The following is a 13,442-nucleotide window of genomic DNA, read 5'->3' on the forward strand; positions in this document are numbered from 1 at the left end:
CCTCAGGACGCGGTATAGCACTCCACCTCGGCGCGGCGGAACGACAGTCCCTTGGCCTCGGAGTCGCGGACGCACGCGCGCTCCGCCTTGCTGAGCTTGAGCGTGCCGCACACGGTCACGCCGGAGTAGGTACGGCAGTCGAGCGACGGATCGGTACGGCCGACGCGATAGAGCTCTCTGACGTTCGCGCGGCACTTGGCCTTACCGGTATCGGAGTAGCGGCACTGGGCCAGCAGGGTGTCGAACTGCTCCTGGCTGACCTCGTGCTGTTGCATGCCGTCCCCGGCGGCGGCGGTGGCGCCGGATGCGGCCATCACGACGAGTAGTCCTGCGACAGCGGCGATTCTCATCATGTTTCCCCTGATGGGGTCCGTACCGCTGAGAAGACCCGCCAAACCTTTTCGCCCTGGTTTGGGATCGCGCCTCGCGTGGGTACGATCACCGCCGTCCAACGCGGGAGCCCGGTGGAGACCGGGCTGAGAGGACGGCTGCCAGCCGCCGACCGCCAGAACCTGCTCCGGGTAATGCCGGCGAAGGGAGTTTGCGCGATGACCGACGCGCGCTTTTCCAAGATCTACAGCGGCGAGCTGCGGGTGCCGATGCGGCGGGTGAACCTGTCGAACGGCACGGCGGTGACGCTGTACGACACCTCGGGCCCGTACACCGACCCCTCCTACGAGCCCGACCTGCGGCGGGGCCTGCCGCGCCGCCGGGCCGAGTGGATCGAGGAGCGGCGGGCCGCCGGGCACCCGGTCACCCAGGTCGGCTGCGCGCGGCGCGGGCTGGTGACCAAGGAGATGGAGTTCGTCGCGGTCCGCGAGGGCGTCACGCCGGAGTTCGTACGGGACGAGGTCGCGGCCGGCCGGGCCATCATCCCGGCGAACGTCAACCACCCCGAGACCGAGCCCATGATCATCGGCCGCGACTTCCTCGTGAAGATCAACGCCAACATCGGCAACTCCGCGGTCACCTCCTCCATCGAGGAGGAGGTGGAGAAGATGACCTGGGCCACTCGCTGGGGCGCCGACACGATCATGGACCTGTCCACCGGCGACGACATCCACGAGACCCGCGAGTGGATCCTGCGCAACTCCCCGGTCCCGGTCGGCACCGTGCCGATCTACCAGGCGCTGGAGAAGGTCAAGGGCCGGCCTGAGGAGCTGTCGTGGGAGGTCTTCCGCGACACCCTGATCGAGCAGTGCGAGCAGGGCGTGGACTACGTGACCGTGCACGCGGGCGTGCGGCTCGCGCACGTGCCGCTCACCGTGCGCCGCAAGACCGGCATCGTCTCGCGCGGGGGCTCGATCATGGCCGCCTGGTGCCTCGCGCACCACCGCGAGAGCTTCCTGTACGAGAATTTCGCCGAGATGTGCGAGATCCTGGCCCGCTACGACGTGTCGTTCTCGCTCGGCGACGGCCTGCGGCCCGGCTCCATCGCCGACGCCAACGACGAGGCCCAGTTCGCCGAGCTGCGCACGCTGGGCGAGCTGACCGTGATCGCGCGCGAGCACGACGTGCAGGTCATGATCGAGGGCCCTGGACACGTGCCCATGCACAAGATCAAGGAGAACGTCGACCTGCAGCGCGAGCTGTGCGACGACGCCCCCTTCTACACCCTCGGCCCGCTCGTCACCGACGTCGCGCCCGGCTACGACCACATCACCTCGGGCATCGGGGCCGCCATGATCGGCTGGTTCGGCACCGCCATGCTCTGCTACGTCACGCCGAAGGAGCACCTCGGCCTGCCGGACAAGGACGACGTGAAAACCGGCGTGATCACGTACAAGATCGCCGCACACGCCGCCGACCTGGCCAAGGGGCACCCGAAGGCGCAGGAGTGGGACGACGCGCTGTCCGACGCGCGCTTCGAGTTCCGCTGGGAGGACCAGTTCGACCTCTCGCTCGACCCCGACACGGCCCGCGCCTTCCACGACGAGACGCTGCCCGCCGCGCCCGCCAAGACCGCGCACTTCTGCTCGATGTGCGGCCCCAAGTTCTGCTCGATGCGTATCAGCCACGACATCAGGCAGGCTGGTTTCGAGGAGAAGGCCGCCGAGTTCCGGCGTCTCGGCGGCACGATCTACGTGGAGTGACGCCACCAAGGGCCAGGCCGCGTCTAGCCCGGCAGCGTCTCGCCGCCGATCGGGGCCAGCACCTCGCCCGTGTAGTACGAGGACAGCCGGTCGGAGGCGAAGAACACGTACGAGGGGGCGATCTCGTCCGGATGGGCGGGTCGCCCCATCGGCACCTGCTGGCCGAACTTCTCCACCTTCTCCTCCGGCATCGTGGCCGGGATGAGCGGCGTCCACACCGGGCCAGGCGCCACCGCGTTGACCCGGATGCCCCGCTCGACCAGGTTCTGGGCCATGGAGTAGGTGAAGGCGTTGATCGCACCCTTCGTGGCGGCGTAGTCGATGAGCGACTTGTTGCCGCGCAGGCCGTTGATCGACGAGGTGTTGATGATGGCCGCGCCCTCGCGCAGGTGCGGGAGCGCGGCCTTCATGACGCGGAAGTAGCTGTGGATGTTGACGGCGAACGTGTGCTCCCACTGCTCGTCGTCCAGCTCCTCGAGGCCGCCCACCGGCTGCTGGTAGGCCACGTTGTTGACCAGCACGTCCAGGCCGCCCAGCTCGGAGACGGCCTGCTCGACGACCGACGCGCAGTGCGCCCGGTCGGCCAGGTCGCCGGGCAGCGTCACGCAGCGCCGCCCGGTCTCCTCGACCAGCTTGCGGGTGTGCGCGGCGTCCTCGTGCTCGCTCAGGTACGCGATCGCGACGTCCGCGCCCTCCTTGGCGAACGCCACGGCGACCGCCCGGCCGATGCCCGAGTCGCCGCCCGTGATCAGGGCCTTCTTGCCGGCGAGCAGGTCGCGGCCGACGTAGTCGCGCATCTCGTCGCGCGGCTCAGGGGCCATCTCGCCGGTGCTGCCCGGGTACGGCTGGTTCTGCGGTGGTGGTGTGTGCGACATGCCTTGCGGGCTGCCCGTGGTCAGGTGGGGTTAACGCCCGTCATCGGACGAATCCCTCCGACCTGAGCCAGCCGCGGGCCACCAGCGCGGGCATGCCGCCGTCCACGTCCACCTGCGCGTTCAGGTCCCGCATGACGTCGTCGGTCAGCTTCGCGCTGATCGGCGCGAAGATCTTCGCGATCTCCGGATGCGCGTCGGCGAGCTGCCTGCGCATCGTCACCGCCGCGTTGTACTGCGGGAAGAAGTGCCGGTCGTCCTCCAGCAGCACCAGGTCGAGCGCCTTGACCCGGCCGTCGGTGGTGGTCATCATGCCGAGCGTGCACTGGCCACTGGCCACCGAGTTGTAGAGCACGCCGACCGACACCCTGCGCACGTTCGCCCTCGGCACCTCCTTGCCGTACGTCAGGCCGTAGCCCTTGAGCATGCCGAGGAAGCCGTCGTCGCGGCCGAACGTCTCGTGATCCACGCAGAACGTGCGCTGCGCCATCGGCACCTTGGGGATGTCGGAGATCTTCGACAGGCCCCACTTCTCGGCCGACGCCCGGGTGACGCCGATGGCGTAGCTGTTGTTCAGCGGGGCGGGCGGCAGCCACACGATGCCGTTCTCGCGCAGGTCGAGGTCGCGTACGGCCTCGTACTGGGCCTCCGCGCCCTGGACGGGCTTCTGCTGCCCCAGGTAGGTGATCCAGCCGGTGCCGGTGTACTCCCACATCAGGTCGGTGCCGCCGCGGATGAGCGAGGCGCGGGCGTTCACGCTGCCCTGGACGTTCGTCCTGTCCTCCACGTCCGCGCCCGCCGCGGTGAGGGCGAGCACGGCGATCTTGCCGAGCACGAGCTGCTCGGTGAACTCCTTCGACGTCACCCGTACGCGCTGCCCTTCGAGCCCCGGCACCGGGCGGATGCTGCCCGGCTCCACCGGCGGCACGAACGACGACGCCGGCCGCAGCCCGCAGGCCACGACGCAGACCAGGACCGCAACGGTCACCAGGAACGCCCTCATGAGAGCCCCTTCGGCGACAGCAGCCGCTGCGCCAGGCCCGCCGCCCAGTCGATGAGCAGCGCCAGCACCGCGATCAGCACGCAGCCGGTGACCAGGATCAGGCTGCGCTGCGTGCTCACCCCCGCGGTGATCAGGTCGCCCAGGCCGCCCGAGCCGATGAACGCCGCGATGCCCGCCGTGCCCACGTTCAGCACCAGCGTCGTACGGATGCCCGACAGGATCACCGGCACCGCCATCGGCAGCTCGACCTTGAACAGAACCCCCGACGCCGACATGCCGATGCCGCGCCCCGCGTCCACCAGGCGCGGGTCCACCTGCTCCAGGCCCACCATCGTGTTGCGCAGCGTCGGCAGCAGGCTGTAGGCGAACAGCGCCGCCACCGCCGTCCAGAACCCGATCTGGAACACCACCGCGAGCAGCACCACCAGGCCCACCGCCGGGGTGGCCTGGCCCAGGTTCACCAGCGACAGCACCACCGGCGTGGCCCTGCGCAGCCCGCGCCTGGTCAGCAGCACGCCCAGCGGCAGCGCCACCAGCAGCACCAGCACGGTCGAGAAGAACACCAGCTGGATGTGCTCCCACGTGCGGCGCATCAGGAACGTCAGGTTGAGCGAGCCGCGCTCGATGCTGTCCAGCGGCGCGACCTGCGTGTAAATGATCATCGCGGCGGCTATGGCGAGGTAGCACAGCGGGGGCAGGATCGCGTGCCACGACCGCCCGATGCGCGGCTCAGGAGTGGTCGCCTCCCTGTCGGCGGCGCTTTCGACCGTCATCGGGCGCCGCTCCTGCGGTGGCGGCGCTCGCGTTCGCGCGCCTTGATCGTCTGGATCGCGTTCTGCACCGTGCCCAGCGACAGCGCCCCCGCGTACGAGCGCCGCCTGCCCTCCACCGGCACCACGTCGGTGTCGGCGTTGAGCAGCGCCTCCAGGGCGTCCTGCAAGGTCATGCGGTGGTGGATGGTGCCGGTGACCGGGTCGCCCGCCGTACCGACCGGGCCCGTGCGGCCTTCGAGGTCGGCCTGGCTCACCCAGCGCAGCGGGCGGCGCATCCCGTCGGTGATCAGCGCGTAGCCGCGGCCGTCGCGCTCGATCTCGCGCAGCAGCTCCGCGCAGTCGCGGTCCTCCGAGAAGTACGGCACCTGGTCCAGCTCGATGTCGCCCACCTTCGTCAGCCGCAGCAGGCGCATCGACGAGCCGGCGCCCAGGAACTGCTCGACGTAGTCGCTGGCCGGGTTCGTGAGGATCTCGGCAGGGCGGGCGTACTGCACGATGTGGCCGGGGCGCTGCATGATCGCGATGTGGTCGCCGATCTTGAGCGCCTCGTCCACGTCGTGCGTGACGAAGACGATGGTCTTGGCCAGGTCGTCCTGGAGGCGGAGCAGCTCGTCCTGGAGGCGTTCGCGGGTGATGGGGTCGAGCGCGCCGAACGGCTCGTCCATCAGCAGCACCGGCGGGTCGGCGGCCAGCGCCCGCGCGACCCCCACCCGCTGCTGCTGGCCGCCCGACAGGCGGCGCGGATAGCTGTCGCGGAACGCCTCGGGCTCCAGCCCCACCAGCGTGAGCAGCTCGTCCACCCGCTCGGCGATGCGCGCGCGGTCCCAGCCGAGCATCTTCGGCACCTGGGCGATGTTCGCCGCCACCGTCATGTGGGGGAACAGGCCGGCCTGCTGGATCACGTACCCGATGTGGCGGCGCAGCCGGTCGGGGTCGATCTCGCGGGAGTTCTGGCCGTTGATGATGATGTCGCCCGAAGTGGGCTCGATCAGCCGGTTGATCATGCGCATCGTGGTCGTCTTGCCGCAGCCCGACGGGCCCAGCAGGACCACGATCTCGCCCGCCTGGATGTCGAGGTCCAGCTCCTGTACGGCGGCCTCGCCGCCGCCGGGGAACGACTTGGTCACCTTGCGCAGCTCGATCGGCACGCCGCCGGTCGTCGCGGGCCGCCGCAGGTCAGCCACGGGCACCTCCGGTCGCGGGCCGCCGGCTCGGCGTGGTCAGCCGGCCGATGAGCACGAAGACGCCGTCGAAGATCAGCGCCAGGATCGCCACGCCGATCGTGCCCGTCAGCGTGGCGTTGACCGCGTTCGCGCCGCCGAGCCTGGCCAGGCCGGAGAAGATCTGCTCGCCGAGCCCCGGGCCCGACACGAACGCGGCGACCGCGCCGATGCCCATCGCGAGCTGCGTGGCCACCCGGATGCCGGTCAGGATCACCGGCCAGGCCAGCGGCAGCTCCACCCTGGCCAGCGACCTGCGGCGGCTCATCCCGATGCCGCGGGCGGCGTCGACCAGCAGGGGGTCCACGCCCTGCAGGCCGACGACGGTGTTACGGACGATGGGCAGCAGCGCGTACAGGACGATCGCCGTCACGGCGGGGGCCACGCCCAGGCCGAGCGGCGGGATCAGCAGGCCCAGCATGGCCAGCGACGGCACCGTGAACAGCACCCCCGCCGCCGCCATCGCGAAGGCCGACGGCCTGGCGCGGCGGTAGGTGGCCACCCCGATGAGCACGCCGAGCACGGCCGCCACCAGGACACACTGGGCGACCATGCTGGCGTGCTGCAGCGTCTCGAAGGCGATGAGATCCCATCGGTCTTCGACGTACTCCCACAAGGTCATCGCCTACCCCGTAACCGGGGAGCCCTGCCTCAAACGCCCCATCTGTCACTTTGTTCCCAACAATGGGGCGGGGAGGGTTGCGTCTTGACCCGGCGCTTGCCCCCTTTAGATGAGAGGTTTCTCATCTGGGCCTCAGCGTGGTCTCCTCGAAGGGCGGCAGGGTCGGGGCATGAGACATCGGGGAACGGTGATCCTCCTCGTTCTGGGGGCCGCGGCGGTGGCGTTCATGTCGGTGGGGCTGGTGCGGGCCGCCGATCAGGGGGCCGACCTGGGCGGGCCCATCGTCGTCACGCCCGAGCCCTCGGGGTCGCTGACCTCGTCGACGCGGGCCTCCACACCGTCGCCGTCGCCTTCCTCCTCGTCCTCGCCGTCGGGCTCCTCGCCGTCCACGGCCTCCCCGTCCGCGGAGTCTCCGTCCGCCAGAGACGGCACGCCCGATGCGGAGCCGCGGGCGAGCGAGCAGGCCGCCGCCGAGCGCAGGTCCAGGGCCGAGCCGGTCGCGCCGCCTCCACCGCGGCGCGGAGGCGGCGGTTTCGCCGATGACGACGACGGGGGCGATGATGACGACGGTGACGACGCCGGTGACGACTGACGAGGAGGCCACATGCGGGTGAGCGCCCGTGCCCGGATCGTGGGCTGGATGCTCGCCGTCGTCGGCCTCGCACTCTCCGTCGCGATCTTCGCCACCTGGACCATCCTGCTCGCCCGGCTCGACGACCGCATGACCCACGAGCTCGGCAACGAGGTCGACAAGCTGCGCCGCTACGCCGCCACCGCCCTCGACCAGCAGACCGGGCGCAAGGTCACCGACGTGCGCGACCTGCTGACCGGCTACCTCGCGGTCAACGCGCCCGACCGCTGGGAGACGTTCTTCAGCATCGTCGACGGCCGCGCCGACCGCGCCACCTCCGTGCCGCCGCCAGTCCCGCTCGACGGCGACGCGGAGCTGGTCGCCGACATGGCCGAGGCCACGCGCGTCGAGCGCGACGAGGTCGAGACCAGCCGGGGAACGGTCCAATACGCGGTCATCCCGGTCACCGTGGCGGGCGACGCCCGCCAGGGGCACCTCGTCGTGGCCATCTTCTACGACCTGCACCGCGACGAGATCGTCGACGCCGTACGCGTGCTCGGGCTGTCCGCGCTCGCGGCGATGGCGCTGGCCGGGGCGGCCGGCTGGCTCGTGGCCGGGCAGGTGCTCGCGCCCCTCCGGCTGGTCAGGCAGACCGCCGAGCAGATCAGCGACTCCACCGACCTGACCCGCAGGCTCGACGTGCCCGGCGACGACGACGTTGCGGCGGTCGCGGCGACGTTCAACCACATGCTCGACCGGCTGGAGCAGGCGTTCGTGGTCCAGCGGCACTTCATGGACGACGCCGGCCACGAGCTGCGCACCCCCATCACCGTCATCCGCGGCCACCTCGAGCTGATGGGCGACGACCCCGCCGACCGCGCCGAGACCCTCGCCCTCGTCACCGACGAGCTCGACCGCATGAACCGCATCGTCGACGACCTGCTCACCCTCGCCAAGGCCGAGCAGCCCGGCTTCCTCGCGCTCGACAACGTCGAGCTGGCCGACCTCACGGTCAGCGTGGTCGCCAAGGCCCGCGCGCTCGGCGCCCGCACCTGGCGGGTCGACGAGGTGGCCGAGGCCAAGCTGCCCGCCGACCGGCAGCGGCTCACCCAGGCGCTCATGCAGCTCGTCGCCAACGCCGTGCGCCACACCGCCGACGGCGACCTCATCGCCGTCGGCTCCGCCGTCCGCGACGGCCGCGTCGAGCTCTGGGTACGCGACAGCGGGCCCGGCGTCCCGACCGCCGAGCGCGAGCGCATCTTCGGCCGGTTCGTCCGCGGGGCCGGCCGCACCGGCGCGCACGACGGCGCCGGGCTGGGCCTCGCCATCGTGCGCTCCATCGCCCAGGCCCACGGCGGCCACGTCCGGGTGACCGACGCCCCCGGCGGTGGCGCCTGCTTTGTCATGTCCCTGCCGATGTGGGAGTTGTGGAGGCTCGGGTGAACCGCATCTTGATCGCCGAGGACGAAGCCAGGATCGCCGCCTTCGTGGAGAAGGGGCTGCGGGCCAACGGCTTCGTGACGGCCGTGGTGGGCGACGGGGTGGCGGCGTACGATCTGGCCGCCGCGGGCGGATTCGACCTGCTCATCCTCGACATCGGGCTGCCGCGCAGCGACGGGTTCACCGTGCTGCGGCGTCTGCGCGAGGCCATGGTCACCATTCCCGTGATCATCCTGACCGCGCGCGACAGCGTCAGCGACACCGTGGCCGGGCTGGAGGGCGGGGCCGACGACTACATCGCCAAGCCCTTCGCCTTCGAGGAACTCCTGGCCCGGGTGCGGCTGCGGCTGCGCGCCGACCGTACACCTGAGGTGACCGTGCTGCGGGTGTCGGACTTGTCGCTCGATCTGCGGACGCGGCGGGCGTACGTGGGGGATCGGGCGGTCGATCTGTCCACCCGCGAGTTCGCGCTGGCCGAGATCTTCTGCCGCCACCCCGACCAGGTCCTCACCCGTGAGCAGCTGCTGAGCCACGTGTGGGGCTTCGACTTCGACCCCGGCTCCAACGTCGTGGACGTCTACGTCCGCTACCTCCGCCGCAAGATCGGCCCCGAACGCATCGAAACGGTCCGCGGCACCGGCTACCGCATGCGAGTCGCCTGACCGCAGCACGGCTGGATGAGAGTCGCCTGACCGCACGGCTGGATGAGAGTCGCCTGACCGCACGGCTGGATGAGAGTCGCCTCATCATCGCCTCACTTCCACCTCACCCCCGCCTACCAAGCTGTTCACCAGGAAGCCAACGAAAGGAGCAGCCTTGGCAGCCGGACTGGCGATGGACCTCGTGGCGATCCTCGTGCTCGCCTATGGGCTCTACTACCGCCGACACCACCGCCGCGATCTGCTGTTCGCCTACATCGCCCTCAATGTGGGCATCTTCGCCGTCGTGTCCCTGCTGCTGGTCCAGCGGGTCGACATCGCCGTCGGGTTCGGCCTGTTCGGGGTGCTGTCCATCATCCGCCTGCGGTCGAGCGAGATCACCCAGCAGGAGATCGCCTACTACTTCATCGCGATCGTGCTGGGCCTGGTCAACGGCATCGCCGGCGCGTCATGGCCGTTGACCGCCCTCCTGCTCAACGCCGTGCTCCTCACCGTCATCTACGTCGGCGACCACCCCCAGGTCCTCGGCCGCACCCGCCATCAGGTCATCACCCTCGACGTCGTCCACACCGACCCCGACCTGCTCCGTGCCGACCTGGAGAGCCGGCTGCGGGCGAAGGTGCTGCAGTGGGAGGTGACGCAGGTGGACTACGTACGCGACGTGACGGTGGTCGACGTCCGCTTCGCCTCCACCCCGCCCGTCCGCGTAGGAGCCCGCTGATGCCGACCCGCCCGTCCGCGTAGGAGCCCGCTGATGCCGATCATCCACCGAGCGCCCCTCATCGCCTGCGGTCCCACCGTCAACCTGCCGTCCACCGGGTGCCGTATACCTGCGGTCCGTGGCCTGTCGCCCGGCGATCGGGGCCTGCCGTTCGCGAGCCTCGCATCCGCGTCGGAGCACGGCCGGTCCGCCGACGACACGCAGGTCCACGTACGGCGGGGGGAGGGGTTCGTCGGGCGGCCCTACGCCGACGCGTTGCTCGCCGGGGTCGCGGCCCGGTTGCCGGGCATGGAGCTGGACGACGTCCCCCAGCTCATGAGCCGGGTCGACCGCAAATACATCGTGACGGCCGCCACCATGTCCCACTTGGCCGCCGAGCTGGGCGACCGATTCCAGGTGCTGCGCATCGACGGCCGCCGCCAGTTCCGCTACACCTCCACCTACTACGACACCCCCGACCTGCTCACCTACCACCACCACCGGCAGGATCGCCGACGCCGGTTCAAGCTCCGCACCAGGACCTACCTCGACGGTGGCGGCCAGTGGCTGGAGCTCAAGCTGAGCGGCGCCAGGGGCAGCACCGACAAACACCGCATCCCGTACGACGGCGCTCCCGGGCAGCCGCTCACCGAGGAGGCGCTCGACTTCGCCCGCGACACGCTGCTCAAAGAGCTGCACCTCGTCGCACCCGAGCCGATGCAACCGGTGCTGGCCACCGACTACAGACGGGTCACCCTCATCGACCAGTCGGGTGGCGCCCGCCTCACCTGCGACACCGGCCTGGTGTGCCGTGACGGCCACCGCCGCGCCCCCGCTCGTGGCGACATGGTCCTGCTGGAGTCGAAGTCGGCGGACGGCCGCGCGCTGGCCGACAAGGTGCTGCGCGGCCTCGGGGTGCGCCCGGTCAGCGTGAGCAAATACTGCCTGGCCGTCGCCGCCCTCCGCGCCCAACCCGCCAACCGCTGGCACCCCATCCTCCACCGCTACCTGCTCCCCGCCGGATGACGGTGAGGGCGGGTGGGTGCGTCACCCGCCAGAGGGGTTGTGGCGGTGGGGGGCTGGTCAGGGCGGGCGTTGGGGGCGCGGGCTCAGGGCATGGGTTCAGGGCGTGGGGCTGGGGTGTTGGGGGGTGGTTGTTCGGTGGGTTTCTTGGGGTGGTCGGGGCTTGTCCCCCTTGCGAGCTACGTGCAGGTGTCCACCGTGTGGTGACGACCGGCAGGGGGTCGGATCCATAGCGTTTGGGGTGTCGGGGGCGAGCCGGACTAAGCGGCCGCCGGCACCGTCGGCCGGTCAGGTCGGCGGACTGAGACTCGCTTGGGAGGATGACATGATCCGGACGTTCAAGGCAGCCGCTGTGATCACCCTGTGCACCGCCGTCGGCATGGGGGTCGCCGCGGGGCCGGCCGCCGCTGCCGAGGAGTGGGACCCGTTCGCGAACACCAACGTGGCGAGCTGGGATCCGTTCTCCGGAGGGAAGCGCGTCGCGGACCCGTTCGTCGGCACCAAGAAGATCAAGGTCGCGGGCAAGTCGGTGAACGTGTCGTGCTCGGGGCGGCCGGCCAAGGGGCGCGAGCCGGTCATCGTGCTGCTGGCGGGCATGGGTGACGGGCTGGACAAGCTGGCCAAGCTGCAGAAGACGCTGAGCAAGAAGAACCGGGTCTGCTCGTACGACCGGCTTGGCGAGGGCGCGAGCGACAAGCCGTCTGGGAAGCAGAGCTTCGCCGGCACGGGCAAGATCCTGACCGGGGTGCTCGACCGGGTCGCGGGCCGGCAGCCGGTCGTGCTGGCCGGACACTCGCTGGGCGGGCTCATCGCCGCTCGCTACGCCCCCGAGCACCGCGACCGGGTCAAGGGCCTGGTGCTGCTGGACGCCACCCCCTCCACCATGCTGCGCGACGTCAAGAAGGCGATCCCGGCGTCGGCCAAGGGCCCGGCGGCCGAGCTGCGGGCGCAGAACCTCGCGGTCTTCCAGGGGCAGAACCCCGAGATGCTGGTCGTCCCCGACGGCAAGGTGCGTTACGCCGGGAACATCCCGGTCGAGGTGATCAAGCACGGTAAGCCGTACCTCGCGGCGCTCCCGACGTACGGGCCGAAGCTGGAGCGGGCGTGGACCGCCGGCCAGCGCAAGTGGCTCGCCCTGTCCCGGCAGAGCCGTCTGACCGTGGCCAGGAAGAGCGAGCACTACATCTACGTCGACCAGCCCGAGGTCGCCGTCAAGGCCATCCAGACCGTCGCCACCAAGGCCGCCCGCCACGGCCGCTGACCGGGCCGGAGGCTGTGGCGCCTGGGGGATACAAAGCACGGCCGCTGCCGGGGGTGGGCACCTGCCCGGCAGCGGCCGGCAAGTTTCCGTGCCCCGGCCGAATCCCAGGTCCAGATTTTTGGGGAAATGCGGCTTTCCAGTTGATTAGTGGTCATCGCGGACGGTCGGATGGGCTTCGGGAGTTTGCCTTCCTGGAAAAAGTCCGCAGAGCTCGCCGGGTGCACCTGGAGAAGGGCTGCGGGGGTTCCCCGGGTGCATCTGGAGAGGGGCGTGGGGGTTCGCCGGATGCATCTGGAGAAGGGCCGCGAGGGGTTCGCCGGGGTTGCACATGGGGAAAGGCCGAGGGCTTGCCGGGCGGACTTCGAGAAAGGCCGCGGGGTGCCTGGAGGCAGGGGCTCGGACTTGCCGGGGGTGGGTGGGGGAAGCTCGACAAGGGGGGCTTCGTGGTGATAGGCAGGGACTTGACCTGCGGATATGAGCGGATGCCTGCGAGAGTGGTGACCGGGTCCTGGCGTGATGTCCGGTTGTTCGGTGGGCAGGCCGCTTGCGTAACAAGGGATATTTTCTCATGCTTGAGCGCATTCATGAGATACCGGGCGTCTTGCTGAGTGCGGATGAATATCTCGACGACTTCTGGCCCAATTTCCGGAAAATTGATGATGTGTTCTGGAAGTTGGAGCGCATTCAGAGCTTCCGGGAGGCTGGGGAGCCGAGTTGGGTCGCGATGATGGAGGGCGACTGGGATCGTTCGCTCAAGCTCATCGACGACAAGCCCATCGGGGTGTTCGACAGCCGGGGCGGGTTGATGCGGGAGTGCGAGCGCCCGGCCGAGAACTTCCTGCGCCGCCGCATCAGGATCGTGGAGCAGCCGGTCACGCCGTACCTGCAGTGGGAGATGCACGTGCTGGCGCTGCGGGTGGCGACCGTCGAGCAGGTGCGGGTGCTCGACGCGGGCGAGGTGGCCGAGCTGGAGGGCGGGCGGCGGCTGCCGGAGCTGGTGGTGCTGGGGACCGTGGTGATGTACGAGGTGACGTACGACGAGGCTGGGACGCACAGCGGGGCGCGGCGGATCGACGACCGGGAAGTGATCGAGGCCTGCCACGGCGAGCTGGACAAGCTGTTCGCGGCGGGTGAGGACTTCCGGGCCTATTACGACCGGGAGATCGTGCCGTTGCCGGCGCCCCGGGTGAGCGTCTGAAGCGGCG

Annotated in this window: 14 protein-coding genes and 1 riboswitch; of the genes, 8 read left to right on the top strand and 6 right to left on the bottom strand. The window is 70.3% G+C overall.

Annotated features, from left to right (window positions below; translation table 11 throughout):
* Positions 1–2: 2 nt before the first annotated feature.
* Positions 3–353 (bottom strand): hypothetical protein, encoded by a 351-nt coding sequence (locus AB0K12_RS03800; protein WP_355411727.1) that lies wholly within the window; start codon positions 351–353, stop codon positions 3–5.
* Positions 354–443: 90 nt separating this feature from the next.
* Positions 444–556, top strand: a riboswitch (TPP riboswitch).
* On the opposite strand from AB0K12_RS03800, the gene thiC reads away from it, so the two are divergent.
* Positions 549–2,093 carry a phosphomethylpyrimidine synthase ThiC gene (gene thiC / locus AB0K12_RS03805; protein ID WP_364555307.1) on the top strand — a complete coding sequence of 515 codons (1,545 nt, stop codon included), beginning with the start codon at positions 549–551 and terminating at the stop codon, positions 2,091–2,093. (Overlaps the previous riboswitch by 8 nt.)
* A 23-nt stretch (positions 2,094–2,116) precedes the next feature.
* On the opposite strand, the gene AB0K12_RS03810 is transcribed toward thiC, so the two are convergent.
* The 5 genes from AB0K12_RS03810 to AB0K12_RS03830 are packed head-to-tail and all read right to left on the bottom strand — an operon-like array spanning position 2,117 to position 6,583.
* Complete coding sequence (locus AB0K12_RS03810; RefSeq protein ID WP_364555308.1) at positions 2,117–2,968, bottom strand: SDR family oxidoreductase; 852 nt, start codon at positions 2,966–2,968, stop codon at positions 2,117–2,119.
* A 40-nt stretch (positions 2,969–3,008) separates the two neighbouring features.
* On the bottom strand, positions 3,009–3,968 hold the full coding sequence (locus tag AB0K12_RS03815) for a glycine betaine ABC transporter substrate-binding protein (protein ID WP_364555309.1): 960 nt from the start codon (positions 3,966–3,968) through the stop codon (positions 3,009–3,011).
* Positions 3,965–4,741: an ABC transporter permease gene (locus tag AB0K12_RS03820; RefSeq protein ID WP_364555310.1), complete on the bottom strand. Its 777-nt coding sequence runs from the start codon at positions 4,739–4,741 to the stop codon at positions 3,965–3,967. Before AB0K12_RS03820 ends, AB0K12_RS03815 begins: the two co-directional genes overlap by 4 nt.
* Positions 4,738–5,925, bottom strand: a complete 1,188-nt coding sequence (locus AB0K12_RS03825) for an ABC transporter ATP-binding protein (RefSeq protein ID WP_364555311.1) — start codon at positions 5,923–5,925, stop codon at positions 4,738–4,740. The genes AB0K12_RS03820 and AB0K12_RS03825 overlap by 4 nt, the downstream gene beginning before the upstream one ends.
* The gene (locus AB0K12_RS03830) at positions 5,918–6,583 is read right to left on the bottom strand and encodes an ABC transporter permease (protein WP_364555312.1); all 666 of its coding nucleotides are present in this window, start codon (positions 6,581–6,583) and stop codon (positions 5,918–5,920) included. Before AB0K12_RS03830 ends, AB0K12_RS03825 begins: the two co-directional genes overlap by 8 nt.
* Before the next feature lie 169 nt (positions 6,584–6,752).
* Between AB0K12_RS03830 and AB0K12_RS03835 the strand changes: the two genes are divergently transcribed.
* From AB0K12_RS03835 to AB0K12_RS03865, 7 genes are all read left to right on the top strand, one after another.
* Positions 6,753–7,175, top strand: a complete 423-nt coding sequence (locus tag AB0K12_RS03835) for a hypothetical protein (protein WP_364555313.1) — start codon at positions 6,753–6,755, stop codon at positions 7,173–7,175.
* A 12-nt stretch (positions 7,176–7,187) separates the two neighbouring features.
* Positions 7,188–8,597, top strand: a complete 1,410-nt coding sequence (locus AB0K12_RS03840) for an ATP-binding protein (protein WP_364555314.1) — start codon at positions 7,188–7,190, stop codon at positions 8,595–8,597.
* Positions 8,594–9,256 carry a response regulator transcription factor gene (locus AB0K12_RS03845; RefSeq protein ID WP_364555315.1) on the top strand — a complete coding sequence of 221 codons (663 nt, stop codon included), beginning with the start codon at positions 8,594–8,596 and terminating at the stop codon, positions 9,254–9,256. The genes AB0K12_RS03840 and AB0K12_RS03845 overlap by 4 nt, the downstream gene beginning before the upstream one ends.
* Positions 9,257–9,428: 172 nt before the next feature.
* Positions 9,429–9,974, top strand: coding sequence for a DUF4956 domain-containing protein (locus tag AB0K12_RS03850; protein WP_364555746.1), 546 nt, complete (start codon positions 9,429–9,431; stop codon positions 9,972–9,974).
* Between the two features lie 33 nt (positions 9,975–10,007).
* Positions 10,008–10,979: a polyphosphate polymerase domain-containing protein gene (locus tag AB0K12_RS03855; protein WP_364555316.1), complete on the top strand. Its 972-nt coding sequence runs from the start codon at positions 10,008–10,010 to the stop codon at positions 10,977–10,979.
* A 322-nt stretch (positions 10,980–11,301) separates the two neighbouring features.
* Positions 11,302–12,237 carry an alpha/beta fold hydrolase gene (locus tag AB0K12_RS03860; protein ID WP_364555317.1) on the top strand — a complete coding sequence of 312 codons (936 nt, stop codon included), beginning with the start codon at positions 11,302–11,304 and terminating at the stop codon, positions 12,235–12,237.
* Between the two features lie 568 nt (positions 12,238–12,805).
* Positions 12,806–13,435, top strand: coding sequence for a DUF6879 family protein (locus AB0K12_RS03865; protein ID WP_345397155.1), 630 nt, complete (start codon positions 12,806–12,808; stop codon positions 13,433–13,435).
* Positions 13,436–13,442: the final 7 nt, after the last annotated feature.

Origin of the sequence: Nonomuraea sp. NPDC049419, from assembly GCF_040676995.1 — a bacterium.
In the GTDB taxonomy this organism is placed as follows: Bacteria; Actinomycetota; Actinomycetes; order Streptosporangiales; family Streptosporangiaceae; genus Nonomuraea; species Nonomuraea salmonea.